This window comes from Campylobacter sp. CFSAN093259 (genome assembly GCF_012889985.1).
GTDB classification, from domain to species: domain Bacteria; phylum Campylobacterota; class Campylobacteria; order Campylobacterales; family Campylobacteraceae; genus Campylobacter_D; species Campylobacter_D jejuni.
Genome location: NZ_CP040617.1, coordinates 1302777 through 1329699, shown reverse-complemented (window position 1 = coordinate 1329699; position 26923 = coordinate 1302777). Strand labels below are relative to the sequence as shown.

At 30.4% G+C, this 26923-nt stretch carries 21 protein-coding genes, 1 tRNA gene and 1 pseudogene; 15 read left to right on the top strand and 8 right to left on the bottom strand.

Annotated elements, in window-relative coordinates:
* The first annotated feature begins 3 nt into the window (after positions 1 to 3).
* The 3 genes from FBF20_RS06925 to FBF20_RS06915 all read left to right on the top strand — a co-directional run bounded on the left by FBF20_RS06925 (position 4) and on the right by FBF20_RS06915 (position 2679).
* The gene (locus tag FBF20_RS06925; RefSeq protein WP_002867305.1) at positions 4 to 1836 is read left to right on the top strand and encodes an ammonia-forming cytochrome c nitrite reductase subunit c552; all 1833 of its coding nucleotides are present in this window, start codon (positions 4 to 6) and stop codon (positions 1834 to 1836) included.
* A 135-nt stretch (positions 1837 to 1971) separates the two neighbouring features.
* Positions 1972 to 2526, top strand: a complete 555-nt coding sequence (locus FBF20_RS06920) for a membrane protein (protein WP_002855904.1) — start codon at positions 1972 to 1974, stop codon at positions 2524 to 2526.
* Positions 2527 to 2589: 63 nt separating this feature from the next.
* Positions 2590 to 2679, top strand: a tRNA-Ser gene (locus tag FBF20_RS06915).
* A 72-nt stretch (positions 2680 to 2751) separates the two neighbouring features.
* Here FBF20_RS06915 and ceuB read toward each other — a convergent pair.
* The 6 genes from ceuB to FBF20_RS06885 form a co-directional block, all read right to left on the bottom strand.
* On the bottom strand, positions 2752 to 3744 hold the full coding sequence (gene ceuB / locus FBF20_RS06910; protein WP_002852385.1) for an enterochelin ABC transporter substrate-binding protein CeuB: 993 nt from the start codon (positions 3742 to 3744) through the stop codon (positions 2752 to 2754).
* Positions 3745 to 3756: 12 nt separating this feature from the next.
* A complete protein-coding gene (locus tag FBF20_RS06905; RefSeq protein ID WP_002858409.1) occupies positions 3757 to 4512 on the bottom strand; it encodes an ABC transporter ATP-binding protein in 756 nt (251 codons plus the stop codon).
* Positions 4509 to 5447, bottom strand: a complete 939-nt coding sequence (locus FBF20_RS06900) for an iron chelate uptake ABC transporter family permease subunit (protein ID WP_002854141.1) — start codon at positions 5445 to 5447, stop codon at positions 4509 to 4511. The genes FBF20_RS06905 and FBF20_RS06900 overlap by 4 nt, the downstream gene beginning before the upstream one ends.
* The gene (locus tag FBF20_RS06895; RefSeq protein WP_002872671.1) at positions 5440 to 6408 is read right to left on the bottom strand and encodes an ABC transporter permease; all 969 of its coding nucleotides are present in this window, start codon (positions 6406 to 6408) and stop codon (positions 5440 to 5442) included. The genes FBF20_RS06900 and FBF20_RS06895 overlap by 8 nt, the downstream gene beginning before the upstream one ends.
* An 85-nt stretch (positions 6409 to 6493) precedes the next feature.
* Positions 6494 to 7483, bottom strand: a complete 990-nt coding sequence (locus FBF20_RS06890; protein WP_002864239.1) for a phospholipase A — start codon at positions 7481 to 7483, stop codon at positions 6494 to 6496.
* On the bottom strand, positions 7480 to 8055 hold the full coding sequence (locus FBF20_RS06885) for a molybdenum cofactor guanylyltransferase (protein WP_002867312.1): 576 nt from the start codon (positions 8053 to 8055) through the stop codon (positions 7480 to 7482). The genes FBF20_RS06890 and FBF20_RS06885 overlap by 4 nt, the downstream gene beginning before the upstream one ends.
* A 61-nt stretch (positions 8056 to 8116) precedes the next feature.
* Here FBF20_RS06885 and FBF20_RS06880 point away from each other — a divergent pair, with 61 nt between their 5' ends.
* The 12 genes and pseudogenes from FBF20_RS06880 (at position 8117) to FBF20_RS06825 (ending at position 23056) form a co-directional block, all read left to right on the top strand.
* Positions 8117 to 9424 carry an NFACT family protein gene (locus tag FBF20_RS06880; protein WP_002864240.1) on the top strand — a complete coding sequence of 436 codons (1308 nt, stop codon included), beginning with the start codon at positions 8117 to 8119 and terminating at the stop codon, positions 9422 to 9424.
* 1 nt (position 9425) lies between these two features.
* A complete protein-coding gene (locus FBF20_RS06875) occupies positions 9426 to 9764 on the top strand; it encodes a hypothetical protein (protein ID WP_002852397.1) in 339 nt (112 codons plus the stop codon).
* A gap of 8 nt (positions 9765 to 9772) precedes the next feature.
* On the top strand, positions 9773 to 10498 hold the full coding sequence (locus FBF20_RS06870) for a phosphatidate cytidylyltransferase (RefSeq protein WP_002889945.1): 726 nt from the start codon (positions 9773 to 9775) through the stop codon (positions 10496 to 10498).
* A complete protein-coding gene (gene dxr / locus FBF20_RS06865; protein ID WP_002864243.1) occupies positions 10495 to 11565 on the top strand; it encodes a 1-deoxy-D-xylulose-5-phosphate reductoisomerase in 1071 nt (356 codons plus the stop codon). The genes FBF20_RS06870 and dxr overlap by 4 nt, the downstream gene beginning before the upstream one ends.
* A 1-nt stretch (position 11566) precedes the next feature.
* Complete coding sequence (locus FBF20_RS06860) at positions 11567 to 12961, top strand: M99 family carboxypeptidase catalytic domain-containing protein (RefSeq protein ID WP_002869556.1); 1395 nt, start codon at positions 11567 to 11569, stop codon at positions 12959 to 12961.
* On the top strand, positions 12958 to 13965 hold the full coding sequence (gene tsaD / locus FBF20_RS06855) for a tRNA (adenosine(37)-N6)-threonylcarbamoyltransferase complex transferase subunit TsaD (RefSeq protein ID WP_002889944.1): 1008 nt from the start codon (positions 12958 to 12960) through the stop codon (positions 13963 to 13965). The genes FBF20_RS06860 and tsaD overlap by 4 nt, the downstream gene beginning before the upstream one ends.
* Positions 13966 to 14481: a prepilin-type N-terminal cleavage/methylation domain-containing protein gene (locus FBF20_RS06850; RefSeq protein ID WP_002903863.1), complete on the top strand. Its 516-nt coding sequence runs from the start codon at positions 13966 to 13968 to the stop codon at positions 14479 to 14481.
* Positions 14481 to 15730 (top strand): annotated as a pseudogene (locus FBF20_RS06845) (DUF2920 family protein). Before FBF20_RS06850 ends, FBF20_RS06845 begins: the two are co-directional and overlap by 1 nt.
* Before the next feature lie 9 nt (positions 15731 to 15739).
* Positions 15740 to 17563, top strand: a complete 1824-nt coding sequence (locus FBF20_RS06840; protein WP_054829500.1) for a motility associated factor glycosyltransferase family protein — start codon at positions 15740 to 15742, stop codon at positions 17561 to 17563.
* Positions 17560 to 19377 (top strand): motility associated factor glycosyltransferase family protein, encoded by a 1818-nt coding sequence (locus FBF20_RS06835; RefSeq protein ID WP_021036356.1) that lies wholly within the window; start codon positions 17560 to 17562, stop codon positions 19375 to 19377. The genes FBF20_RS06840 and FBF20_RS06835 overlap by 4 nt, the downstream gene beginning before the upstream one ends.
* Positions 19378 to 19473: 96 nt before the next feature.
* Positions 19474 to 21192 carry a flagellin gene (locus FBF20_RS06830; RefSeq protein ID WP_015016484.1) on the top strand — a complete coding sequence of 573 codons (1719 nt, stop codon included), beginning with the start codon at positions 19474 to 19476 and terminating at the stop codon, positions 21190 to 21192.
* 145 nt (positions 21193 to 21337) lie between these two features.
* Entirely contained in the window at positions 21338 to 23056 is a 1719-nt protein-coding gene (locus FBF20_RS06825) for a flagellin A (RefSeq protein WP_052784323.1), read from the top strand.
* A 30-nt stretch (positions 23057 to 23086) separates the two neighbouring features.
* Here FBF20_RS06825 and FBF20_RS06820 read toward each other — a convergent pair whose 3' ends face one another.
* Both FBF20_RS06820 and FBF20_RS06815 read right to left on the bottom strand, forming a co-directional pair.
* Positions 23087 to 24973 (bottom strand): motility associated factor glycosyltransferase family protein, encoded by a 1887-nt coding sequence (locus tag FBF20_RS06820; protein WP_015016482.1) that lies wholly within the window; start codon positions 24971 to 24973, stop codon positions 23087 to 23089.
* Positions 24970 to 26916, bottom strand: a complete 1947-nt coding sequence (locus tag FBF20_RS06815; RefSeq protein ID WP_015016481.1) for a motility associated factor glycosyltransferase family protein — start codon at positions 26914 to 26916, stop codon at positions 24970 to 24972. Before FBF20_RS06815 ends, FBF20_RS06820 begins: the two co-directional genes overlap by 4 nt.
* Positions 26917 to 26923: the final 7 nt, after the last annotated feature.

Genomic DNA, 26923 nt, shown 5'->3' with positions numbered 1-26923 from the left:
TGAATGAAAAAAAATATTTTACGCTTAGGTATTGTCGTTTTGGTTTTACTTATAGCGGGAGTTTTATGGCTAAATAATGATATCAATCAAAAAAAAGAAGATGAAGCAAATAAAAATGCCATTGCAGCAAATGCTGATTTTTCTTTGCTTAGCGATGATGATCCAAATTTTGAAAAATGGGGTAAGGTTTTTCCAGAGCAACTAAAAATGTATTTAACGGTTGAAAAAGAAGAGCCTAAGGCTACTGAATTTGGTGGTAATTTAGCTTATTCAAAATTAATTCGCTTTCCTCAATTAACCATACTTTGGGCAGGATATCCTTTTAGTCTTGATTTCAATGAAGAAAGAGGGCATTTTTGGGTTCAAGTAGATCAAATGAAAACAGCAAGAAACAACAAAGATTTTCTTAATGCCCATGGACTTGCTGCTTTTAAAGGTCAACCTGCAGCTTGTATGAATTGTCATAGTGGATGGACTCCATGGCTTATAAAAAATGTTGCTAAAGGAGATTTTACTGCTTTTAACTCTACAAATTATTGGACTATGATTAAAAATATCCCAGCTGTTGATGGTATAGTAGAAAATTCACCTGAACATGCAGGCCCACATGGTGGTAAAAGAATGGGTGTAACTTGTGCAGATTGTCACAATCCAAATGATATGAGTTTAAGACTTACTCGTCCAGCAGCTATTAATGCTTTAGTTTCTAGAGGATATGAAAAAGATCCAGTACAAGGCGTAAAAGCTACAAGAGAAGAAATGAGAACTTTAGTTTGCTCTCAATGTCATGTTGAATACTATTTTAAACCAACAGGGGAAAAAGTAAAAGTAATGGGTGAAACTATTGTAGATGATAGTTCTAAAAAATGGTGGAATGGAACTCAGAAAAATTATGATGAGTATGAGTTTTGGAGAGATGGCAATAAAGCTAAAGAGATTGAAACCGATGGTATAGTTTTAACTTTTCCTTGGAGTGAGTGGAAAAAAGGACAACCATTTAGAATTGAAATGCTAGATGATTATTATGATAAAGTTCGTGGAGTATTTGGAGCTGATTTTACTCATAAATTAACAGGAGCGCAAATTATTAAAATTCAACATCCAGAAAGTGAACTTTATAGTGGCGGTGTGCATGCTGCAAATGGAGTAAGTTGCGTGGATTGTCATATGCCTTATGTTAGAGAAGGAGCTAAAAAGGTTACTCAACACAATATCACTTCTCCTTTAAGAGATATTAACTCTGCTTGTAAGTCTTGTCATAAACAAAGTGAAGATTATTTAAAAGCTCAAGTGCTTGACATACAAAACAGCGTTGCACATGATCAAAGAACTGCAGAGTATGCAATTGTTAGTTTGATTATGGATACTAAAAAATTACGCGATGAACTAGGCAATATGGAAAAATTCCAAAGCGATGGAAAAGCTGATGCGAAAAAAATTAGCGAAGAGCTAAAAGAAGTTTTAGAACTTCATCGTAAAGCTCAAATGAGAGCGGATTTTGTTAATGCTGAAAACTCAACTGGTTTCCATAATCCTCGCGAAGCTTCAAGAATGTTATTGCAAGCTGTTGATATGGCAAGAATGGGACAAACTAAACTTGTAGAAATTGCAGCGGCAAATGGAATTAAAGATTTTAAAACTTCAAATTTAGGTTTTGAAGATATTCAAAAATTTAATCCAGGAGAGCTTTATTATAAAGTAGATGTTAATAATCATAAAGCTGGAGAGCGTTACTATGCAGATGAAAAAGATGTTAATGGCAATCCTCCAAAAGAACTTTTAGAGCATGATAAAGAGCTTGCTCCTTATAATTATCAAGTGATTGATAAAAAATAATTCTTAAGCCCTATAATCATAGGGCTTTTTCTTTTCTTTGTTTTAAAAAATATAAACTTTTTATTTAAAATTCACTTTTGCTTCACTTTGTTTTGTCAAAATATCACAAATTTTGATAATCAAAAAGGAGTTAAAATGATCAATAAAAATAAATTGTTTAGACAGGTTCATATCTATCTTAGTTTGTTCTTTTTGCCTTGTGCTTTGCTTTTTGCTTTAACGGGTATAGCGTATATTTTTGGTATTAATCAAGATGTGGGCTTAAAAGTTGAGCAGTATCAATTGTCAAAAGTTATAGAAAGTGGTAAAGAAAGAGAAGCTTTAATAGAGTATTTAAAAACAAATGGTTTAAAAGTACCATCTAATACAAATATAATTAAAAGTAAAGATAAAGGTATAACAATAGGTGGAACTCATTATAGTGCTAATATAACTCAAAATTCTACTAATGAATACAATATTACCTTAAAAACAAGATCTTTACTTGGAGATATGATTATGCTTCATAAAGATAAGGGTGCTTGGTATTTTTCTGTGCTTAGCGTAGGTTTTGGTATTACTTTATTTATGCTTTATATTTCAGGGCTTATGATTACTTTGTTTGCAAATAAAAAAGATAGAAGTAAACAATTTGCAGTTCTTGGAGTAGGGGTTGTTGTAACTTTGCTTTTGGCTTATCTTAGCCTTTGATTTTTCCTAGCTTTTTAAGCTAGGTATTATTTATTTTTTTGTATAATCATACTTTACTTTATTGGACAGATGGGTGAGTGGCTGAAACCACACCCCTGCTAAGGGTGCAGATCTTAACGGGTCTCGAGGGTTCAAATCCCTCTCTGTCCGCCACTAAAACTTTCTTGAAAATCCCAAGTATTTTATTAAGTATCGAAGCAAGAGACTAGCCCTTGCGAAGTTATATTATTTTACAGCGTTTTTGATTTCTAAAATCATAGTTTTTAAAGACTCTAGTCCATTTCCACTTGCTAAATACCAGTATTCTGGATCAAGATAGATGATTTTTTTGTTTTGCGCTGCTTTGGTTTTAGCGACAAGTGCATTATCGAGTATGCCTTGAGCACGTTCTTTGTTGCCTAAGATGACATTTCTATCAACAACAAAAATATAATCAGGATTTTTTTCTAATATAAATTCAGAATTGATACTTTTTCCGTGTGTGCCTACTTTTATATTCTCATCTACCGCGTTAATCCCTAAAACATCGTGAATAATCCCAAAGCGAGATTGAGGACCAAAGGCTGAAATTTTGTTAGAATTTGTAAGAATGATAAGAGCTTTTTTATCTTCATCAACTATACTTTTGGCTTTTTCAATTTCATTTTTAATATCTGAAATTTTTTCTAAAGCTTCTTTTTCTAAACCATAAAGTTTTGCAACGCTTAAGACATTGTTTTCAAAAGAGCTTAAAAAATTTGCATTATCAAGACCTACAAATAAAGTTGGAGCTATTTCTTTTAATTTGTCATAAAATTTACTTTGGCGTCCAGAAATGATGATAAGATCAGGTTTTAAAGCATTAATGGCTTCAAAATCAACTTGTTGTACTCCACCTACACTAGGTTTGTTTTTAAATTGTTGTAGGTATTTTGGTAAATTTTTAGCAGGAACGCCAACGACTTTATCATTTAATTTTAAAGCATCAAAAGTATCTAAAATTCCAAGATCTAAGATCACTACCTTAGAAGGATTTTTAGGGATTTTATTTTCTCCTAGACTATCCTTCACTAAAAAACTATCACCCTCATCGCTCATACTAATAGGCAAAACTTTCACCGTAGCAGTGTTGGTTTTTGTTGTAGAACTTGCGTTGTTTTCATTTGAGTTTGAATTACAAGCTGTTAAGATTAGACTTAAAAAAAATGCAAAAAATGCAAAAACTAAAGATTTTTTCATATTTTCTCCTTTTTAAAAATAAATACAAATTTTCTTACCATTAATTTGACTTACGGGTATATCCATATCATAAATTTGTTTTAAATTTTCTTGATTGATGATTTCATCTTTTGAGCCTTGTTTTAAAAGCTTCCCATCTTTTAAGGCTATGATTTCATCAGAATAAATCGAAGCAAAATTAATATCATGTAATACAACAGCTATACTTTTGTTAAAGTCTTTGACTAAATTTTTCATTAGTTGCATGATTTGTACGCTATGCTTCATATCAAGATTGTTCAAAGGTTCATCAAACATTATAAATTCAGTATCCTGAGCGATGATCATGGCTATAAAAGCTCTTTGCTTTTGTCCCCCGCTTAATGTATCTAAAAATTCATTTCTTAAGTTGCTAAGTTCCATGTATTCTAAAGCTTCATTGATTTTGATTTTATCGTTTGTATTAAGTCTTCCTTGAGAATGCGGAAAACGCCCAAAAGCGACTAATTCTTCAACTTTTAATCTTAAATTGATATTGTTTTGTTGTTTGAGAATGGAAATTTTTTGTGCTAAGATTTGCTCTTTATAATTTTTTAAATTCATTCCATCGATATAAATTTCTCCACTACTAGGTTTTATCAAACGACTTGCTAGAGCTAAAAGAGTGGATTTTCCAGCGCCATTGGCTCCTATTATAGAAGTGATTTTGCCTTTATGAAAATCAAGGCTAAGATCTGAAATAATGACTTTATTATCATAAAATTTGGTGATATTTTTTAGTTTAATCATAATTTATTACCCTTTAATACAAGATAGATAAAATATATCCCACCTAAGAAATTAATAACCACGCTTATAGTGGCATTATAATCAAAAACTCTAGAGACAAAAAACACCCCTCCAAGCAAAGCCAAAATACTAATAAGTATACAAGCGCTTAGCAAAATACTATGCTTTGCAGTTTTAAATAGCTCATAAGTGATATTTACTACTAAAAGTCCTAAAAAGGTTATAGGACCTACAAGTGCGGTGCTAATAGAAGTTAAAATAGCTATGATAATCATCAATTGTTTTGAAATTTTTTGATAATTTATCCCTAAATTTATCGCTAAATCTTTGCCTAAATTTAAAGGATCTAAAAATTTCATATAGCGAAAAATCCATATAAAACTTAAAAAGCTAATAATATAAGCAAGAATTAAAACATCAAAAGCAATATTATCAAAACTAGCAAACATTCTTCCTTGTATTACCATGAATTCATCAGGGTCGATTAGTACTTCAAAAAAAGAGCTTAAAGTGCTAAAAAGTGTTCCAAAAACTAAACCTAAAAGCATGATAAGATAAATACTTCTATCACTACTAAATAAAATCTTATAAAGTCCTAGTGAAAAAACCACCATACAAACTAGAGTGATTAAAAAATTGATATCGTTTTTATAAACACTTAAATTAGCCGCACCAAAAGAAAAGATAAGAGCACTTTGAAGCAACATATATAAAGAATCTAATCCTATGATAGCAGGGGTTAGAATTTTGTTATTGCATAAAGTTTGAAAAATCACTGTTGAAACAGCGATACAAATAGCTACTATAATAATAGCCGCAATTTGTAAAAAACGACTTTTTAAGGCATACTCATCAAAGCCATTTAAACCCACAAATATAAAAATCCCTATCATGTTAAGTGTTAAAAAGCTTAAAATTAGCATTTTTTTACGCATAAACTTTCCTTTTTAGTAAAAGAAAGATAAAGATTAAAGACCCTAAAACACCTGTAGTGATACTTAAAGGCATTTCAAAAGGAAAGATAACAAGTCTTGAAATGATATCGCAAACAAGTAAAAACAAAGCTCCACAAAGTGCTATATAGATAAGATTTTTTCTAAGATTATCACCTAGATAAAGAGCTACTAAATTTGGGATAATTAGCCCTAAAAAAGGGATAATCCCAACGCTTACAATCACTAAGCTAGTGATAATGCTTACAATCATTAAGCCTAAAAATAATATACCATTATAAGAAATTCCAAGATTTAAAGCTATATCTTCACCCATGCCAACTATGGTGATTTTATGAGCTAAAAAATAAGCAAGTATAAAAAGTGGTAAAGAAATGTAGAGCAATTCATAATTTCCCTGCATAACATTTGCCATACTGCCTTGTAGCCAACCTTGGATATTTTGTATATAATTTAAAGCATAGGCAAAAAAAGTGGTTATAGCACTAATAATACCTCCAAACATCAAGCCTATCAAAGGTACAAAAATCACATCTTTGAGTTTGATTTTTCTTAAAATTTGGATAAATATAAAAGAACCCAAAAGTGCAAATATAGAAGCAATGATAGCTTGAGTGAAAAAAGACGCTCCAGTAAAAAATATTAAAGAAATAAGTATGCCAAATTTAGCACAATCCATGGTCCCTGCTGTAGTTGGGGAAACGAATTTATTTTGCGTGAGTTGTTGCATGATAAGCCCACATATACTAAGACTCATTCCTGTGAGTAAAATCGCTATAAGTCTAGGAATTCTTGTGAGAGTTATGATTTCTAGTTGAGTGGAGTTAAGATTAAGAATATCTTTTACATTGATACTGATAACTCCTATAAATAAACTTATCATTCCAAAGAATAAAAGTAAAGCTATAAGCACTTTTAAACTCAATATATGCTTAAAAAACAAATCTTTCCTTATAGTAATAATAATTATCAAAAATTAAATTGTAATGAAATTTGTTTTAAGAAATGATAAAACTACAAAGGATATTTTAGTAAGAAATCAAAAATCCAGTGGAAAGTCTTTGCAAGTGTTTGTTATAGTCTATAAGGCTTTCTCCATAGCCATTAAAGTATTGTAAATACCAATAAATTCCGTTATTAAAAATATCATATCCTAGATCAACTTGTATAGCGCCTTTGTTATTGTGGAATTTAAGATTATTTCTTAGCATAAGATTGATAAAATAATCATCACCTAAATACGCTAAATTCACATCAAAATTTCCCATATAATGCAAGATGGCAGGATTATCATCATCTTTTTTGTTTTCAGGAATTCTATACCAAAGGCGTGGAACAAATAAAAATTTATTATATAAAATAGCAGTAGATACATAAATTCTATTCCATGAGCGAGATTGTAAATTCTCATCTCCCTTGCCATTGCTTTCATGCAATATACCTACGCGTAGATTGTTAAAAAATTCATAATCTTTAAGATATAAAGGAAGATCTATAAAAAATTCTGGTTGATAGTTGGTTTCTCTAAAAGGAGAAGAATGCTCATAAATTTGCCACCAAGAAGTTTGAGTATAGGCTATATAATATTTTTCATCTAGTCCTAGTAAATTTTCAAAAAGTCTTTTTTTAACACTAAGTTGGAATTTCGCCTCACTCTTATTATTATTTACTCCTAAAGAATTAAAACTATAAGCAAAAGGTAAAAAATAATTCATCTTATAAGAGCTAATGCCAAGGGGATTAAAGCTTTCATTTTCACCAAGATAATTAGCCAAAGCTAAGCGAGAAAAGTCTTGTTTTTCTTCTTTTTTTATAGTGATAGAATTTTGCGTTTGTGTTGCTTGACTTGAGTTATTTTGTTCTTGAGAAATCAAAACAGATGAATTTTTTAAAGCGAGTTTTTTGTAAATTTCCATAGCTTTTTTATAATCGCCTTGTTTTTCATACTCTAAAGCTTGTTGTAAATCACTAGCCCATATAAAAACGCATAAGCTTAAAAATAAAGCAATTTTTCTCATTTTAACTTGCTTTTAAATTTTTCATATTCTTCATAAAAATTAAGATTTAAAAAAGCATCTTCATCTTCAAATTCTACAAATTTGGTTTTAATCTCAGAAAATAAAAGTCCTATTTTTTGTTCATTTTTTTCTAAGAAATTTTTACAAGTTTGAGCTAAAGAGCTGTGATAAAAGCCACATAAGGGATGTTTATGCAAAGGGGTTTTTGCTATGATTATTTTATAGTTTTGTTCTAAAAAAGGAAGCATTTTTAAAAGTTCATTTTCACCTACTTTAGGACTATCTACACTTAAAACAAAAACAAATTCATTTTTAAAATTTGAAAGTATAGAGTAAAGCGCAAGCATAGGAGAGTAAACTTCAAATTCTAAAGAATCTTTTATCAAGCTAAAATGGTTTTCAAATTTGTCTTCTTTCGCACTCACATAGACATTTTTAAAAATTTTAGAAAATTTATCTACTTGAAATTGAGTTAAATTTTGATTTTTAAGAATCAATTTGCTTTTATCTTGTCCCATACGGCTAGATTTACCACCACATAAAATCACGCAATTTAGCTCATTAAGCTGCACAAATTTCCTTTTTAATGTAATTCTACCACAAAATTCGCCAAAATATTTTATAATTTCTTTTATGAAATACACAGAACTTTTACAATTACAAACTTTTTTTTCTCGGTTTAAAAAAATTGATTTTATCAAGCGTATCAATGACAATATTTTGGAATTAAGCTTTGATAGAGAAAGATTTATTTTTGATCTTACTCGTGCAATGAGTGCGATTTATACAGCTAAATTTAATGCAAAAAATTATAATGCACCTTTTGATTTTATGCTTAAAAAGTATTTTAGCAATGCTTTTATAAAGGAAGTTAAAGTCCTTGAAGGCAATCGTATTTTATGTTTTAGTGTAAAAGCTAATAAGGCTTATAAAAGCTATGAGAGCAAAATTTATTTTGAATTTACGGGTAAAAATACCAATGTTATTCTTACAGATGAAAAAGATTTGATCATAGAGGCTTTAAGACACATTGATAAAAGTTATCGTGTTGTAAAACCTAATGTGATTTTAGAGTCTTTAAAGCCTTATAAAATGGATGAAAATTTTGAGGAAATTAAAGACTTTGCAGATTATTTTTCTCGCAAATTTACAAGCATTTATGAGAGTAAAATCAAACAAATAAAAAATTTAAAACTTGCACAAGTGGATAAAAAAATACAAAATTTACAAGAACTTTTTTCTAGTTTAGATGAAGAAAATTCTTTACTCTTAAAAGCTTTAGAATACAGAAAAAGGGCTGATGTATTGTTTGCAAATTTGAGTGTTTTAAAAGATTATGAAAGGGAATTTAAGCTTGATGATTTTGAAGGCAAAGAGCTTGAATTTAAGCTTGAATTTAATCCTAAGCAAAGCGCTAATTTATATTATAAAAATGCTAAAAAATTAGAACAAAAAGCTAAAAATTTAAACATACAAAGACAAAATTTAAAAGAAAAGTTAGATTTTACCTTGAGTTTGAAAGAATTATTGCTTCAAGCTAAGAGTGAGATAGAGCTTGAAATTTTACTACCTAAAAAAAATAGCAAAAAAAATCAAGATCATAAACAAGAAGATCTTGTGGCAAATTTTTATTTTAACGAGTTTAAAATTTGCGTGGGTAAAAATGAAAAAGGCAATGAATTTTTACTTAAAAATGCTAAAAAAGATGATTTGTGGCTTCATGTAAGGGATATTCCTAGCGCACATACTTTGATTGTATCAAACAAGCAAAAAATCAGCCTCGATGTGATAGAATTTGCTGCAAGGCTTTGTGTAAGCTTTTCTAAGTTAAAGAAAGGTTCGTATTGGGTCGATTATACTTTAAAAAATTTTGTTAAGGTTCAGCAAAAGGCGTTTGTAAATTATACAAATTTTAAAAGTATTAATATCACAAAGGATTAAAATGCCAGTTAGCCCTTTAGGAAATATCAATTATATAAATCAGAATATGGCTTATCCAGCTACACAAGCAAGCAATGAGCTTGCAAAAGAAGGTTTTGCAGCTACGCTAAATATGGCTGAATTTAATGAAAAAGAAAAAACTTTAAACAAGCTTGAGAAAGTCAATGAGACTCATGAAATCAAAGAAGAGATCAAAGAAAAAGCCGAACAAGAAGAAAAAAAGAAAAAACACAATCAAGAAGCTAAAACCAGCGATGATGAGAAAAATGAAGAAGATGAGTCTAAAGATCCAAATTTTAAAGACGCACAAAGCATTCATCGCTTAGATATTAGTATATAAGGAAAAATATGTTTAATACAACTAGAATTATTTCAGCTCTTGTGATGATAGGGGCTATTATTATTATCGCGTTGATTGATCAATTTTTTATCAATTTTATCGTTTTTGCGGTTTTATTGTATCTATCTTTTAGTGAAGCAAAAAAACTTTTTGCTTTAGAAAATATCTCTATTATCCCTTTGGCTATAGCTTTTATTTTGGGAAGTTTATCGCATAAAGCTTTGCTTTTTGGGATTTTAGCTTTGTTATTAGTCGTTGGATATTTGGTTTATAAAAAGGCTTCCTTAAAACCAGCTCTTATTTATATTTATCCTAGTTTGCCTATTTTAGCACTTTGGCAAGTGTATTTAGATCAGGGTATGTTTGCACTTTTTTGGCTTATCATTATCGTTGCAGCTTGTGATAGTGGGGCGTATTTTATCGGAAAACTTATGGGTAAAACTCCTTTTTCTCCAACAAGTCCAAACAAAACCTTAGAAGGTGTTATAGGTGGCTTGATTTGTGCGAGTGTTATTGGAACTATTTTGGGAGTTTTTGTTTATAGTTTTTGGCTTTCTTTGTTTTGTTCGTTTTTTGTAGCGATTTTTGCAGTGATTGGAGATTTGCTTGAGAGTTATTTTAAAAGAGAAGCAGGTGTAAAAGATAGTGGAGATCTTATCCCTGGTCATGGGGGCGTGCTTGATAGGATCGATGCGGTGATCATTGCTGCTTTTGTGATGGTTGCTCTTTTATGATACTTTTTGGAAGTACGGGCAGTATAGGAGTAAATGCTCTTAAACTTGCTGCTTTAAAAAACATTCCCATTTCTGCTTTAGCTTGTGGGGATAACATCGCTCTTTTAAATGAGCAAATCGCAAGGTTTAAACCCAAATTTGTTTCCATAAAAGATTCAAAAAATAAGCATTTAGTTAAACACGATAGAGTTTTTATAGGGCAAGAAGGTTTAGAGCAAATTTTAACAGAATGTCAAGATAAGCTTTTACTCAATGCCATTGTAGGTTTTGCAGGACTTAAAAGCACTTTAAAGGCTAAAGAGCTTGGCAAAAACATAGCTTTAGCTAACAAAGAAAGTCTTGTAGTAGCTGGGAGTTTTTTGAAAGGGGCTAAATTTTTACCCGTTGATAGTGAGCATGCAGCTTTAAAATTTTTACTCGAAGGTAAAAAAAATATAGCAAAACTTTATATCACAGCAAGTGGTGGAGCTTTTTATAGGTATAAAATCAAAGATTTAAATCAAGTCAGTGTCAAAGATGCTTTAAAACATCCTAATTGGAACATGGGAGCAAAGATCACTATAGATAGTGCGACTATGGCAAATAAGCTTTTTGAGATTATAGAGGCTTATCATTTATATGATTTTAAAGAAATTGATGCTTTAATAGAACCAAGATCTTTAGTGCATGCAATGTGTGAATTTAAAAATGGAGCTAGCACGGCGTATTTTTCAAAAGCAGATATGAAACTAGCTATTTCAGATGCTATATTTGAAAAACAAGATACGCCTATTTTAGAGGCTGTTGATTTTAGCAAAATGCCTGCTTTAAAATTTCATCCAATCAGCACAAAAAAATATCCTATTTTTAAGCTTAAAAATACATTTTTAAAAGAGCCAAATTTAGGTGTTATCATCAATGCTGCTAATGAAGTTGGTGTTTATAATTTTTTAGAAAATAAAAGTGGATTTTTAGACATTGCTAAATGCATTTTTAAAGCCCTTGATCATTTTGGAGTACCTAAAATTTCAAGCATAGAAGAAGTTTTTGAGTATGATTTTAAAACAAGAGAGTATTTAAGGAGTTAAAATGAAATTTTTTTTAACAATTTTATTTTTTATAACAAGCATTTTTGCTTTAGAGCTAGACTTTAGCGTAGGAGAAAATGGAAAAAGTCTAGATGATAATAATACAGTTTTAATTTTTGGTGGAATTCAAGGCGATGAGCCTGGTGGATTTCATGCGGCAAGTTTGCTTTTGAGTGATTATAATATCACTAAGGGTAAGATTATAGTGGCTCCAAATTTAGCTTTTGATAGCATTATCAAGCGTTCTCGTGGGAATAATGGGGATTTAAACCGTAAATTTGCAAGCATTAGCCCAAAAGATCCTGATTATAAAACCGTTCAACGCATTAAAGAGCTTATTTTACTTCCTGAAGTTAGTATGGTGATCAATCTTCACGATGGTTGGGGTTTTTATAAACCCACTTATATCGATGCGATGCAAAATCCTAAGCGTTGGGGAAATTCAAGCGTGATTGATACAAGCGAAATCAATGCAAGCAAATACCCTGATCTTGAAAATATCGCCACTCAAACCGTAAATAGTGTCAATTCTTCGCTTGCCGATCCAAAGCATGCTTATCATCTTAAAAACACCAAAACCCAAGAGCTTGGCGATACGGAAATGCTTAAAGCTTTAACTTATTTTGTGATTTCAAATCACAAAGCCGCTTTTGCAAATGAAGCGAGTAAAAATCTGCCTGTAAATTTAAGAGCTTATTATCATCTTTTGGCAATTGAAAATTATTTAAAAACTGCAGGAATTGAATTTAGCAGAGATTTCGAACTCACTCCACAAGGAGTTGATAAAGCCATAAATAAAGAGCTTGAAGTAAAACTTTTTGATGATAGAATTTTACTTTCTTTAAAAAATCCAAGAAAGGTTATCAACTATGTGCCTTTTCCGGTAAATAAAGAGTTAAATTATAACACAAGCAATGAACTTACGGCTGTTATCGCAGAAGGAAATTCTTTTTATATCCAATATGGCAATCGTTTTCAAACAAGATTATATCCTGAGTATTTAGAATTTAGCGATGCTTTTAATGAAGTAACTTTTCAAGTTGATGGCAATGAAACCACAGTTCCTTTTGGAACCAAGGTAAAAGTAAAAGAGAATTTTCTTATTCCAAAGATAGCTAATGTGCGCGTAAATATCATAGGCTTTGATCACTCAAAAGATGAAAGTGGTATTTTAGTTCATAAAAAAAATATGCAAACACAATACTCTTTAGACATGGCAGGTAAAATTTATAGAGCGGAATTTTATGAGTTAAGAGGTGCAAATTTGCAACAACTTTTAGAGGCAAATATCAATAGCAAGTTGATCAAAAACGCTAAAAATTTGGATTTAAATACTCTTAAAATGGCAAGATCAAAAGATAAATTCTTAGGTTCTATTTTAGTGGAATTTGAATGAAAAATCTTATCCTAGCTATAGAAAGTTCTTGTGATGATAGTTCTATAGCTATCATTGATAAAAACACCTTAGAATGTAAATTTCATAAAAAAATTTCCCAAGAATTAGATCATAGTATCTATGGGGGAGTGGTACCTGAACTTGCTGCAAGACTTCATAGCGAGGCTTTACCAAAGATGCTTAAGCAATGCAAAGAGCATTTTAAAAATCTTTGTGCCATAGCTGTGACAAATGAACCTGGACTTAGTGTTTCTTTGCTCAGTGGAATTTCTATGGCAAAAACCTTAGCAAGTGCGCTAAATTTACCCTTAATCCCTATAAATCATCTTAAAGGTCATATTTATAGTCTTTTTTTGGAAGAAAAAATTTCTTTAGATATGGGAATTTTGCTTGTTAGTGGTGGGCATACCATGGTGCTTTATCTTAAAGATGATGCAAGCTTAGAGCTTTTAGCAAGTACAAATGATGATAGCTTTGGAGAAAGTTTTGATAAAGTGGCTAAAATGATGAATTTAGGTTACCCTGGTGGGGTCATCATAGAAAATTTAGCAAAAAATGCCAAACTTAAAAATATCTCTTTTAACACACCTTTAAAGCATTCTAAAGAACTCGCTTTCAGTTTTTCAGGGCTTAAAAATGCAGTGCGTTTGGAAATTTTAAAACATGAAAATTTAAATGAAGACACAAAAGCAGAAATAGCTTATGCCTTTGAAAATACAGCTTGTGATCATATCATGGATAAATTAGAAAAAATTTTTAATCTTTATAAATTTAAAAATTTTGGCGTTGTAGGTGGAGCTAGTGCAAATCTTAACTTGCGTTCGCGTTTGCAAAATTTATGTCAAAAATATAATGCAAATTTAAAACTAGTTCCTTTAAAATTCTGCTCTGATAATGCTTTGATGATAGCAAGAGCCGCAGTTGATGCTTATGAAAAAAAGGAATTTGTAAGCATAGAAGAAGATATTTTAAGCCCTAAAAATAAAAATTTTTCAAGGATATAGATGAAAAAAGCTTTTACCATATTAGAACTTGTTTTTGTGATTGTTATTTTAGGAATTTTAGCCGCTATTGCTTTACCAAAAATGAGTTCAAGCAAGCATGAAGCCGAGGTTAGTAAGTCTTTAAATAACCTTAAAACTTTGATCAATGATATAAGCATTTATACTTTGAAAAATGATCATTTAAGCTCTATAAAAACGATGAGTAATGTAAGCGGGGTTGAAAATGTTGATCTTAGTAATTTTAACGGTATAAAAGAAGTAAATTTTCGCGTAGGCGATGATAAAGAATGCTTAAAACTTGTTTTTATAAATAAAGCTGATTTTATACTCATGGGAATTTCAAGCAATGAAGCAAGTAAAAATGCTATCATCAACGCAGCTAATCAAAGCCATGAAGATTTAGAAAATATAGACTTTACAAGCTCTTCTAGTAATAAAGCTTGTGTGATTTTAAGTAAGAATGAAAATTTTAAAAACCTAGCGAGTAAAACTTATTTTTTAATAGGGGGAATGTAATGATAGTGAGTAAAACTTATGAGATCGACTCTTGTGATGATGTAGAACTTGATATAAAAAGAGAATCAAAGCTTGAATTTAAGCTTTGTTTTGATGATGAAAAAGAAATAAAAGCTTTAGTGTTTATCATCCCTGGGCTTGGTGGAGATGTGGATGAAAATTACCGTGAACACTTAGCTGAATTTGTAGCAGGCGAATTTAATGTGGCTGTAGCAAGTGTGAATTATCATTGTATAGGTAATCGTCCTCAAACTGGATCAACTTTTTATTTAGATGACATAGACAAGCTTATTTTAAAAGTAAGTTGTGAAGCTGCGGATATCAAGCTTCCTTATGATGTTGATAAAATTCAAGATTATAAACAAATGAGTGAAATTTTTCATTTTGTAAATAATCAAATAGTTGAAGGTAAGCAAAAAGGTAATTTTACACCAAATTATTTTCTAAATTTACATGTGAGTTTGCAACCTGCAAAAAACGAATATCAAAATTTTGGAATCATGCAAGCTCAAGATCTTTTAAATGTTGCACTTTATCTTAAAAAACATGCTCCTTTTGATACTATGGGGGGGGTATACCAGTTATCATGATAGGTAGTTCTCACGGGGGATATTTAGCGCATTTGGCGGCTAAGATTGCACCTTGGCTAATAGATGGAGTTATAGATAACTCAAGTTATGCTAAATTTCTTTGGCGTCTTATAGGTTTTGGAAAGGAAATGGATTTTGTGCAATATAGCGAATTTTCTACTTTTGATTTTTTTCATCATATTAAAACACATTGCTCGACAAAAACTTTTTGGACAAGTAATTCAAGTTCAAATAATTTTTTTTCAATACCAAGGAGAATGATAAGATATATCTTAGAACCAAAGCATCTTGAAATTCAAACAAATTATCCAAAACCATGCTATACAAGTTATCATTCTTTTTATGATAAAGAAATAGCTCCACCTGATGAAAAATTAGAACTTTACAAATATTTAGAACAATTTGGGTTTGATGCAGAGCTTTATATGATAAAAAATCCAGATCAAGTTGATGGTAGATTTATTAAAAGTTTAGAACATGGCATGGGAATGTCTATAAAAACTTTAATTTCCAAAGAACTTCCTTTAATGCTAGAAAAAATAAAACAAAATCCAAAAAAAGATTGTAAAGAAAAATACATCTCTTATCCTTGTGAGGATTTGTTGTATAAATTTAGCGAAAAAGATGACAAAATATCACTAAAAATAGATAAAATTTAAGGAAATCTAATGACCATACTAGAAAAAAACATACAAGCTTTATTAAGTGGGGTAAATGAACCCTTAGGAAATAAACTTTTAAATTTCATACAAAATAAAACTTGCTCTCGTTTTAATATAGATGAAAATTTAAATATCTTTGATAAAACTCATAATGTTTTCATGTATGAAAACTTAGAAGAAGAAATAAATTTTTTCTATCAAAGTATTTTAGAAAAAACTCCTAGATATCCTTTTATATGTATTTATGGTATAGGCAATGCTTTACTGATTAAAAATTTAGCTAAACACTATAAACATCTTTTTGTATTTGAAAGTGAAATAGAACTTTTTATCCTAGCTTTAAGCACGATAGATTTGAGTGAAGAGCTTTGTAGTGGAAAAATTTATCTTGTGGATATCGAAGAAGAAAGAGTGGATATTCAACTGCTTATACTTTTTGATATGAAAGATATATCTGAGTACTTAAGTTTATATGAAATGTTTGTAAATAATGTTTATTATAAAAAGTTTTATGAGGATATTTGGCATAAAGCAGACGAGCTTTGCGAGAAAAATATTAAAGTTGTGATAAGAAATTTAGGTTCTAATTCTGATCTTTCTTTTGAGTGTTATTCTCATCTTTTACAAAACATCCCTTCTATGCTTGAAAGCATTCCTTTTCAAAGAATCTTAAGTGAAAGAAAAAACAAATTCGAAAATGCTATAGTAGTTTCTGCAGGACCTAGTTTAGCTAAACAACTTCCTTTACTTAAAGCTTGTCAAGATAAAGCAGTGATCTTTTGTGCTGATGGGGCTTTAAGTATGCTTGAAAAAGAAGGTATAGTGCCTGATTATGTTACGAATTTAGATTTTACTGATCTAGCAATGAAATTTTTTCAAAATAAAGAAAATAAAACTTCTTTAAATATACTTTCATGTGCTACGTATCCTAATTTGGTTCATTTTTTAGATAATAAAAGTGTGATTTTAAGAGATGATCCTTTATGCCAACGCTTCAATCTTAATGACTTTGGTTATATTGATACAGGTACTCATGTAAGTCATTTTTCTTATACTTTAGCTTTGGCTTTGGGATTTAAAAATATTATTATGATAGGGCAAGATTTAGCCTTTGATAAAGAAGGAAATTCACACTCAAAAGGTTTTGATTTTGGGGAGAAATTTAGCGGTGAAGAAAATATAGATAAACTTAAAGTCCCTGCCTATGCAGGTAAAGGTGAAGTTTTAACTCATATAACCTGGAATGATTATCGTATAAAACTTGAATATCTTTTTGCTTGCAATGATCAAAAGGCTAAATTTTACAATGCTACTGAAGGTGGAGCAAGGATTAATTTCACTGAAGAACTTTCCTTTAAAGAATGTTGTGAAAAATTCCTTACAAAAGAAAAACCCAAATTTGAACTTCCAAAAAGTTTAACTAAAAATAGAAGTGATAAACTCCTAGTTAAATTCAAAGAAAAAATACAAAAAGATCAAGAAAATGCTAAAAGATTTTTAGACGATGCTTTAGCTTTAAAACAAATTTTAGAAAATATACTCAGTAAAGATTTTATCTTGCCTTTGGAATTTTTAGAAAAAGTCTATCAAAACATAGAAAATTTCAATCACTCTTTAGATGAAGATGAGTTTATACAGGATGGTATTTTAAAAGCAGTGATGTATGAGCGAGGACTTAAGATAAGTTTAGTTTATAAAGAAAATATTGTAGATAATGCTAGTTTCATCACAGCTTATATTAAAGCTTACCATGAATGGTTGCTTTATTTTATGGAAAAATTAGAGCAAAGAATAAATATTATCATCGATTCTTTTAAGGAACTTCCATGAATTTGCTAGAAAAAAACATACAAGCTTTATTAAGTGGGGTAAATGAACCCTTAGGAAATAAACTTTTAAATTTCATACAAAATAAAACTTGCTCTCGTTTTAATATAGATGAAAATTTAAATATCTTTGATAAAACTCATAATGTTTTCATGTATGAAAACTTAGAAGAAGAAATAAATTTTTTCTATCAAAGTATTTTAGAAAAAACTCCTAGATATCCTTTTATATGTATTTATGGTATAGGCAATGCTTTACTGATTAAAAATTTAGCTAAACACTATAAACATCTTTTTGTATTTGAAAGTGAAATAGAACTTTTTATCCTAGCTTTAAGTACGATAGATTTGAGTGAAGAGTTGAAAGTTTATAAGGTTGTATTATTTGACTGTGTTGCAAAGGATTTAGAAATTCAAATTGCTATGATTTTTGATCAGCAAAGTATTTTAGAGTATTTAAGTTTATATGAAATGTTTATTAGCTCGCATTATTATCTTAAATACTATGAAACTTCTATTTTATCTTTAAATGAACTTTGTATTAAAAGTGCAAGTGTAGCAATAAGGAATGCAGATATTACTTGTTTTTTACCTTTGCTAACACATGGACAGTTTTTACAAAACATCCCTTCTATGCTTGAAAGCATTCCTTTTCAAAGAATCTTAAGCCAAAGAAAAAACAAATTTGAAAATGCTATAGTAGTTTCTGCAGGACCTAGTTTAGCTAAACAACTTCCTTTACTTAAAGCTTATCAAGATAAAGCAGTGATCTTTTGTGCTGATGGGGCTTTAAGCATGCTTGAAAAAGAAGGCATAATACCTGATTATGTTACGAATTTAGATTTTACTGATCTAGCAATGAAATTTTTTCAAAATAAAGAAAATTTAAAACAAAGCATCATTGCTCTTGAGTGTGCTACGCATCCTAATATCGTGCGTAGTTTAAATGCTGAAAATTGTATGATTGTTTTAAGAAATAAAGCCCTTTATCAACGCTTCAATCTTAATGACTTTGGTTATATTGATACAGGTACTCATGTAAGTCATTTTTCTTATACTTTAGCTTTGGCTTTGGGATTTAAAAATATTATTATGATAGGGCAAGATTTAGCCTTTGATAAAGAAGGAAATTCACACTCAAAAGGTTTTGATTTTGGGGAGAAATTTAGCGGTGAAGAAAATATAGATAAACTTAAAGTCCCTGCCTATGCAGGTAAAGGTGAAGTTTTAACTCATATAACCTGGAATGATTATCGTATAAAACTTGAATATCTTTTTGCTTGCAATGATCAAAAGGCTAAATTTTACAATGCTACTGAAGGTGGAGCAAGGATTAATTTCACTGAAGAACTTTCCTTTAAAGAATGTTGTGAAAAATTCCTTACAAAAGAAAAACCCAAATTTGAACTTCCAAAAAGTTTAACTAAAAATAGAAGTGATAAACTCCTAGTTAAATTCAAAGAAAAAATACAAAAAGATCAAGAAAATGCTAAAAGATTTTTAGACGATGCTTTAGCTTTAAAACAAATTTTAGAAAATATACTCAGTAAAGATTTTATCTTGCCTTTGGAATTTTTAGAAAAAGTCTATCAAAACATAGAAAATTTCAATCACTCTTTAGATGAAGATGAGTTTATACAGGATGAAACTTTAAGAGGAGCCTTTGCTTATCGTGGAAAAATGATTGCTGATGTATTGAAACTTCATATACAAGATAAAACGCATTTCATCACAGCTTATATTAAAGCTTACCATGAATGGTTGCTTTATTTTATGGAAAAGTTAGAGCAAAAATACAAGTCTTTGTCAAAAGTATGAAATTTTATTGCTAAAGTATAAAATATTTTTTTGATTGCACGATATAGCATTTAACAAGTTCATGGATGAGCTTGAATTTTTTTAAAAGGATTTAAAATGGGATTTCGTATTAACACCAATGTTGCAGCTTTAAATGCAAAAGCAAACGCTGATTTAAATAGTAAAAGTTTAGATGCTTCTTTAAGCAGACTTAGTTCAGGTCTTAGAATCAACTCCGCAGCAGATGATGCTTCAGGGATGGCGATAGCAGACAGTTTAAGATCTCAAGCTAATACTTTAGGTCAAGCTATATCTAATGGTAACGATGCTTTAGGTATCTTACAAACTGCTGATAAGGCTATGGATGAGCAACTTAAAATCTTAGATACTATTAAAACTAAGGCAACTCAAGCGGCTCAAGATGGACAAAGTTTAAAAACAAGAACCATGCTTCAAGCAGATATCAACCGTTTAATGGAAGAACTTGACAATATCGCAAATACTACTTCATTTAACGGTAAGCAACTTTTAAGTGGAAATTTTATCAATCAAGAATTTCAAATCGGTGCTAGTTCAAATCAAACTGTAAAAGCTACCATAGGAGCAACCCAATCTTCTAAGATAGGTTTAACACGCTTTGAAACAGGAGGAAGAATTTCATCTAGTGGTGAAGTGCAATTTACTCTTAAAAATTACAATGGTATAGATGATTTTCAGTTTCAAAAAGTTGTGATTTCAACTTCAGTTGGAACAGGACTTGGAGCTTTAGCAGATGAGATCAATAAAAATGCTGATAAAACAGGTGTTAGAGCTACTTTTACAGTAGAAACTAGAGGTATGGCTGCAGTTAGGGCTGGAACTACTTCAGATGATTTTACTATCAATGGGGTAAAAATCGGTAAAGTAGAATACAAAGATGGTGATGCTAATGGAGCCTTAGTTGCTGCAATCAATTCGGTTAAAGATACCACTGGAGTTGAAGCTTCAATCGATGCTAATGGACAACTTTTACTTAGCTCAAGAGAGGGAAGAGGAATTAAAATCGAAGGAAGTATTGGTAGAGGTGCTTTTATCAATCCAAATATGATGGAAAATTATGGTCGTTTATCTTTAGTTAAAAATGATGGTAAAGATATTTTAGTAAGTGGTACAGGTCTTTCTTTTGCAGGTTTTGGAGCAAACAGTTTTATCTCTCAGGCTTCTGTTTCTTTAAGAGAGTCAAAAGGACAGCTTGATGCTAATACTGCCGATGCTATGGGATTTGGTTCTGTAAACAAAGGAGTTATGTTAGCTGGTTATTCTTCTGTTAGCGCTTATATGAGTAGCGCAGGAAGTGGATTTTCTTCAGGTTCAGGTTATTCTGTAGGTAGCGGTAAAAATTATTCCACAGGTTTTGCAAACGCTATAGCTATTTCAGCTGCTTCGCAACTTTCTGCGGTATATAATGTTTCTGCAGGTTCAGGTTTTTCTAGTCAAAGCGGACTTTCTCAGTTTGCAACTATGAAAACAACTGCTTTTGGAGTAAAAGATGAAACCGCAGGTGTTACCACACTTAAGGGTGCTATGGCAGTGATGGACATAGCTGAAACAGCTATAACAAATCTTGATCAAATCAGAGCTGACATTGGTTCAGTGCAAAATCAAGTTACATCAACTATAAACAACATTACCGTTACTCAAGTAAACGTTAAAGCAGCTGAGTCACAAATCCGTGATGTAGACTTTGCAGCCGAGAGTGCAAACTACTCTAAAGCAAATATCTTAGCTCAAAGTGGCTCTTATGCCATGGCACAGGCTAATTCTGTTCAGCAAAATGTTTTAAGATTGCTACAGTAATTTAATAAAGCTGCAATATATACAAATCCAAGCCTAGTTTAGAACTAGGCTTTTTTATTTTAAACTCTAAAATTTTTAATTAAACTAAAACTTGGAACACTTCTTGCTTTAATCTTTTCGATGCAATATTTTGAAAGGATTTAAAATGGGTTTTAGGATAAACACTAACATCGGTGCATTAAACGCACATGCAAATTCAGTTGTTAATGCTAGAGAACTGGATAAGTCTTTAAGCAGACTTAGTTCAGGTCTTAGAATCAACTCCGCAGCAGATGATGCTTCAGGGATGGCTATAGCAGATTCTTTGCGTTCACAAGCAGCTACTTTAGGTCAAGCTATCAACAATGGTAATGATGCTATAGGTATCTTACAAACTGCTGATAAGGCTATGGATGAGCAACTTAAAATCTTAGATACTATTAAAACTAAGGCAACTCAAGCGGCTCAAGATGGACAAAGTTTAAAAACAAGAACCATGCTTCAAGCAGATATCAACCGTTTAATGGAAGAACTTGACAATATCGCAAATACTACTTCATTTAACGGTAAGCAACTTTTAAGTGGAAATTTTATCAATCAAGAATTTCAAATCGGTGCTAGTTCAAATCAAACTGTAAAAGCTACCATAGGAGCAACCCAATCTTCTAAGATAGGTTTAACACGCTTTGAAACAGGAGGAAGAATTTCATCTAGTGGTGAAGTGCAATTTACTCTTAAAAATTACAATGGTATAGATGATTTTCAGTTTCAAAAAGTGGTTATTTCAACTTCAGTTGGAACAGGACTTGGAGCCTTAGTTGAAGAGATTAATAAAAGTGCTGATCAAACCGGTGTTAGAGCTACTTTTACAGTAGAAACTAGAGGTATGGCTGCAGTTAGGGCTGGAACTACTTCAGATGACTTTGCTATTAATGGGGTAAAAATCGGTCAAGTAGAATACAAAGATGGTGATGCTAATGGAGCCTTAGTTGCTGCAATCAATTCGGTTAAAGATACCACTGGAGTTGAAGCTTCAATCGATGCTAATGGACAACTTTTACTTAGCTCAAGAGAGGGAAGAGGAATTAAAATCGAAGGAAGTATTGGTAGAGGTGCTTTTATCAATCCAAATATGATGGAAAATTATGGTCGTTTATCTTTAGTTAAAAATGACGGTAAAGATATTTTAGTAAGTGGTACAGGTCTTTCTTTTGCAGGTTTTGGAGCAAACAGTTTTATCTCTCAGGCTTCTGTTTCTTTAAGAGAGTCAAAAGGAAGATTTGATGCTAATACTGCCGATGCTATGGGATTTGGTTCTGTAAACAAAGGAGTTATGTTAGCTGGTTATTCTTCTGTTAGCGCTTATATGAGTAGCGCAGGAAGTGGATTTTCTTCAGGTTCAGGTTATTCTGTAGGTAGCGGTAAAAATTATTCCACAGGTTTTGCAAACGCTATAGCTATTTCAGCTGCTTCGCAACTTTCTGCGGTATATAATGTTTCTGCAGGTTCAGGTTTTTCTAGTCAAAGCGGACTTTCTCAGTTTGCAACTATGAAAACAACTGCTTTTGGAGTAAAAGATGAAACCGCAGGTGTTACCACACTTAAGGGTGCTATGGCAGTGATGGACATAGCTGAAACAGCTACAACAAATCTTGATCAAATCAGAGCTGACATTGGTTCAGTACAAAATCAACTTCAAGTTACTATAAACAACATTACCGTAACTCAAGTAAATGTTAAAGCAGCAGAATCAACCATAAGAGATGTAGACTTTGCAAGTGAAAGTGCAAATTTTTCTAAATATAACATCCTTGCACAGTCAGGTTCTTATGCTATGAGTCAGGCTAATGCAGTGCAGCAAAATGTTTTAAAACTTCTTCAATAGATTTCTTAGATGCTTTTTGCATCTAAGATTTTAAAGTGCTTTTTTCTTTTCTAAAAAGTCTTGCAAGGGCAAAATCGCAATCTTAAGTCTTTTATCTTGGACTTCTAAAAGCTCTATGATATTTTCTATCAAAGCTTCGTGTGCATAAACCCAAGCAAAAAGTTTATTTTGTTTATCAGATTCATCTTTGATATCTTTAAGATATAAAGGCGTTAATATACTTTGTTCGTGATGTAAAGTAGGGCCTAAAATTTCTTGCAAAAAGAGATATTTTTTATTTGAAAGTTTTTCTTTGATTTTGTCTATATTCTGGTTTATTTGTTCAAGAGAGAGCTTGTTTTTTCCATGGGTAAGATTGTGAATTTGTTTTTGAACTTTTTTACACTCTTTTTTAAAATTCAAAGATAAATTCATATTTTTTTTGATTTTTTGATAGATTTTTAATCCGAGTTTTACTTGTTCTTTAGTATTTAAAACTTGTAATTTTTTAAATTTTTTATCTTTTTTATTTTCGAGTAAATTTTCGCAAAGTTCTTTAAAAGGTTTTTCTATAGCGCTTTCTATCCTAGCACCTCCTTCAGTGCAATTATAAGTTTTACTTTTGCTAAAAGCAATGAAATTTTCAAAAATTTGTCTAAAAAGTGTCCAAATTTCAGAACTTTGAACTTTTCCATTTCCTCCATAAGCTGTAGTGCTAAATCTATCTAAGTCCCTTTCATAGTCTCCATTGTGTAAATTAGCATGGATGAAACCTTGAGAATGTGTTTGCCCATCTTTGGCATAAGCTAAATCCTGACCTATGAGAATGATGTTGTTATGTCCTAAATTTTCAGCCAGTTCATAAGCCATATGAGATACACTCATGCCTGCGTTAATATATCCATAATCGTCTAGCCCCAAGCATCTCGCAAAAGGCTGGCCTTTTATGATTAAAATGTATTTTCTTTGATTTTTTTCAAGATAAGAAATGGTTTTTTTATGCACCAAAGAAGCTACTAGAAAAATGATGTCTTTATCAAAATCTTTAAAATCATTATTAAAACATTCAGCTACTATTTCATCGCGTTCCAACATACAAACATAATCAGGTTTTATACCATGCTTAGCTAAAATAGGATAAGAAGAATCCGCACAAAAAATTGTAGCTTTATTAGCATATTTTTTTAACAAAGGAAGTTGTTTAGTAAGAGATGGTCCTGTAGAAACAATGATAGCTGTATCACTTATACCCTTTCTTTTAGAAAGTAATTCTTTATAACTAGGATGAGTGATCATTTGAGGAAGATTATAAACAAATTGTTCTATACCTTGCATGGCATCTTTAGGATCATTACCACGCATAAGATTGTGATTTTTGATGATTTGCATGTTGAGTTTATTAAGTTTTAAAATATCTTCTTTATAGTGTTCATAAAAATCATTAGCAATGTGTAGATTATAAGAACGATAAAACAAATCCCCTATCAAACGAAAAACTTTATCCATTTTAGGAAGATTAATATCATCATGATGTAAAATAATGAGTCGCCCTAAGCTTAAATCTTTGCTAAAATCTATGAAATTTAAAGCCAAAAAGATAAGTTCTAATTCTTTTTCAAAGATGATTATTCTTTTAAGTGCTTGATTTTGAAGTAGAATTTTATATAAAATTCCATTTCCAAAACCATAAAAAAAAAGCACAGGATAGCGTGTAAAATCTTTAAAATATTCTAAATTTTTTTCAAGCTCTTTGATGGGATCTTGATACATTTTTTTTAAATTTCTTTTTTTTATGATATTGATATCAAGATTATCTTTTCCTTGAGTGAAAGTAAATTCTCTAAGCTCTTTTAGATCCTCAAGTTTTTTGCGTAAGTCGTTATACTCAAAACCGCTTAAAGCTTTTAAATTTTTGTTAAAATTATTTTCTTCTCTCACCTTCTCACCCTTTCCATCCATTTATCTAATTTTCTTTCTTTAAGTTTTTCTTCTAAAGGAAGTATATTTTTAATCAAAGCATTTTCTTGTGCTTTAATATGTCCATAAACTAATTCCATAAATTCTAAATGTTCTTTTATCCAAAGAATACTTTTATTAAAAGCATCTTCTTTGGTTTTAGGATTTAAGACATAAATTCTAGCAAGATTAAGTTCAAATTGAGTACGCAGAGGTTGTAAAATTTCATATAAATCTTGCATTTGTTTTATATCTTCAAGTTTATTTTTAAATTTATCTATTTTTTCAATAGCTAAATTGATATCCTCTTCTTTTTCATTTAAACTCAAATATATACTTTGTATATTTTCAAAATCATTGCTGAGTATTTTACTAAAATCTCTACAATGTTTAATACTTTGATAAACTTTATAATAAGCCTTAAGTAAAAACTCATTTTGTTTATTTAAACTTAAAGGTTCTAATTTTTCAAAAGGTTTATTTAAATCTTTATGAAGTAAATTCTCACAAGCCCATAGAAAAGGTTTTTCTATGGTTCCTTCTATCCTTGCTCCACCTTCGGTGCAGTTGTAGGTGGTGATACCCATTTTTCTAGTATTTGGAATCATTTCATTTTCAAACCAATTTTTAAATAAAAGCCATATACTATGAGTTTCGACTTTTCCGTTGCCTCCATAAGCTGTAGTTAAAATATGTTCATACATTTGACTTTCATAATTAGCTGAGTTTTGGTAATCATCAGGATGAGAATTGCCATTTTCAGCATAAGCTAAATCCTGTCCTATAAAAATGATGTTTTTATGACTTAGATAAGTTGCTAGATAAGATAATGTATGTGCAACACTAAATCCTACAGCAGCATAAGAAAAATCTTTAAGATTTATATAATATGGAAAAGCAAGAACTTTTTGAGTTATGACTAAATTTCTATCCTTTAAATACTCAATCGCCTTTGGATGAACAACACCAGCACAAATAAATATAATATCCTTATCAAATTCCCCAAAATCATGATTAAAAAACTCAGCAGTAATTTCAGTTCTTTCTAGCATACAAACATAATCAGGTTTTATACCATGCTTAGCTAAAATAGGATAAGAAGAATCCGCACAAAAAATTGTAGCTTTATTAGCATATTTTTTTAACAAAGGAAGTTGTTTAGTAAGAGATGGTCCTGTAGAAACAATGATAGCTGTATCACTTATACCCTTTCTTTTAGAAAGTAATTCTTTATAACTAGGATGAGTGATCATTTGAGGTAAGTTATAAACAAATTGCTCTATACCTTGAAGAGCATCAAGAGGATCATTACCATTTCTTAAAATGATATTTTTAAAATTTTCTGCTAATTTTTTATTCAATCCTAAAATATCTTCATGAAATCTTTCATAATAATGACTCATCAGTTCTAAAAAATAAATTCTTGAAAATTGAAAGAAAGGTTTAGAAGAACAAAGTTCAGTATAATCTTGAGCTTGCAATTTATCATTTTCCAAAATCATCAATCTTGAATTTTGTAATTCATTTGAAAAATCTAAAACATGAAACATGACCCAAATGATTTCTATATCTTTTTCAAAAACAATAATATGTTGATGATTTTTATTTTGCAATAAAGCTTTAAATAAAATTCCATTTCCAAAACCATAAAAATATAATACAGGATAAAGTAGATATTTATCATTATAAGTATTTAGCATAGTTTGCAATTCTTTAATGGGATCTTGATAAAGTAAATTTTCATTATACCCCCCCCCATTATTTTTTATACTTGTATCTTTTAAATTGATATCTAGATTATCTTTACCTAAGATAAGTTCAAATTTACTTGATTTAATTTCTTTTAAACTTTCTTTTAAAAGAATATTGCTTAAAGCTTCAATGTTTTTGTTAAAGAGTTCTTTTTGAGCATGGGTGAAGGTCATTGGAAAT

Coding starts and splice junctions, on each gene's coding strand:
- FBF20_RS06925 (WP_002867305.1), top strand. CDS start 4: ATGAAAAAAAATATTTTACGCTTAGGTATTGTCGTTTTGGTTTTACTT.
- FBF20_RS06920 (WP_002855904.1), top strand. CDS start 1,972: ATGATCAATAAAAATAAATTGTTTAGACAGGTTCATATCTATCTTAGT.
- ceuB (WP_002852385.1), bottom strand. CDS start 3,744: ATGAAAAAATCTTTAGTTTTTGCATTTTTTGCATTTTTTTTAAGTCTA.
- FBF20_RS06905 (WP_002858409.1), bottom strand. CDS start 4,512: ATGATTAAACTAAAAAATATCACCAAATTTTATGATAATAAAGTCATT.
- FBF20_RS06900 (WP_002854141.1), bottom strand. CDS start 5,447: ATGCGTAAAAAAATGCTAATTTTAAGCTTTTTAACACTTAACATGATA.
- FBF20_RS06890 (WP_002864239.1), bottom strand. CDS start 7,483: ATGAGAAAAATTGCTTTATTTTTAAGCTTATGCGTTTTTATATGGGCT.
- FBF20_RS06880 (WP_002864240.1), top strand. CDS start 8,117: ATGAAATACACAGAACTTTTACAATTACAAACTTTTTTTTCTCGGTTT.
- FBF20_RS06875 (WP_002852397.1), top strand. CDS start 9,426: ATGCCAGTTAGCCCTTTAGGAAATATCAATTATATAAATCAGAATATG.
- FBF20_RS06870 (WP_002889945.1), top strand. CDS start 9,773: ATGTTTAATACAACTAGAATTATTTCAGCTCTTGTGATGATAGGGGCT.
- dxr (WP_002864243.1), top strand. CDS start 10,495: ATGATACTTTTTGGAAGTACGGGCAGTATAGGAGTAAATGCTCTTAAA.
- FBF20_RS06860 (WP_002869556.1), top strand. CDS start 11,567: ATGAAATTTTTTTTAACAATTTTATTTTTTATAACAAGCATTTTTGCT.
- tsaD (WP_002889944.1), top strand. CDS start 12,958: ATGAAAAATCTTATCCTAGCTATAGAAAGTTCTTGTGATGATAGTTCT.
- FBF20_RS06850 (WP_002903863.1), top strand. CDS start 13,966: ATGAAAAAAGCTTTTACCATATTAGAACTTGTTTTTGTGATTGTTATT.
- FBF20_RS06840 (WP_054829500.1), top strand. CDS start 15,740: ATGACCATACTAGAAAAAAACATACAAGCTTTATTAAGTGGGGTAAAT.
- FBF20_RS06835 (WP_021036356.1), top strand. CDS start 17,560: ATGAATTTGCTAGAAAAAAACATACAAGCTTTATTAAGTGGGGTAAAT.
- FBF20_RS06830 (WP_015016484.1), top strand. CDS start 19,474: ATGGGATTTCGTATTAACACCAATGTTGCAGCTTTAAATGCAAAAGCA.
- FBF20_RS06825 (WP_052784323.1), top strand. CDS start 21,338: ATGGGTTTTAGGATAAACACTAACATCGGTGCATTAAACGCACATGCA.
- FBF20_RS06815 (WP_015016481.1), bottom strand. CDS start 26,916: ATGACCTTCACCCATGCTCAAAAAGAACTCTTTAACAAAAACATTGAA.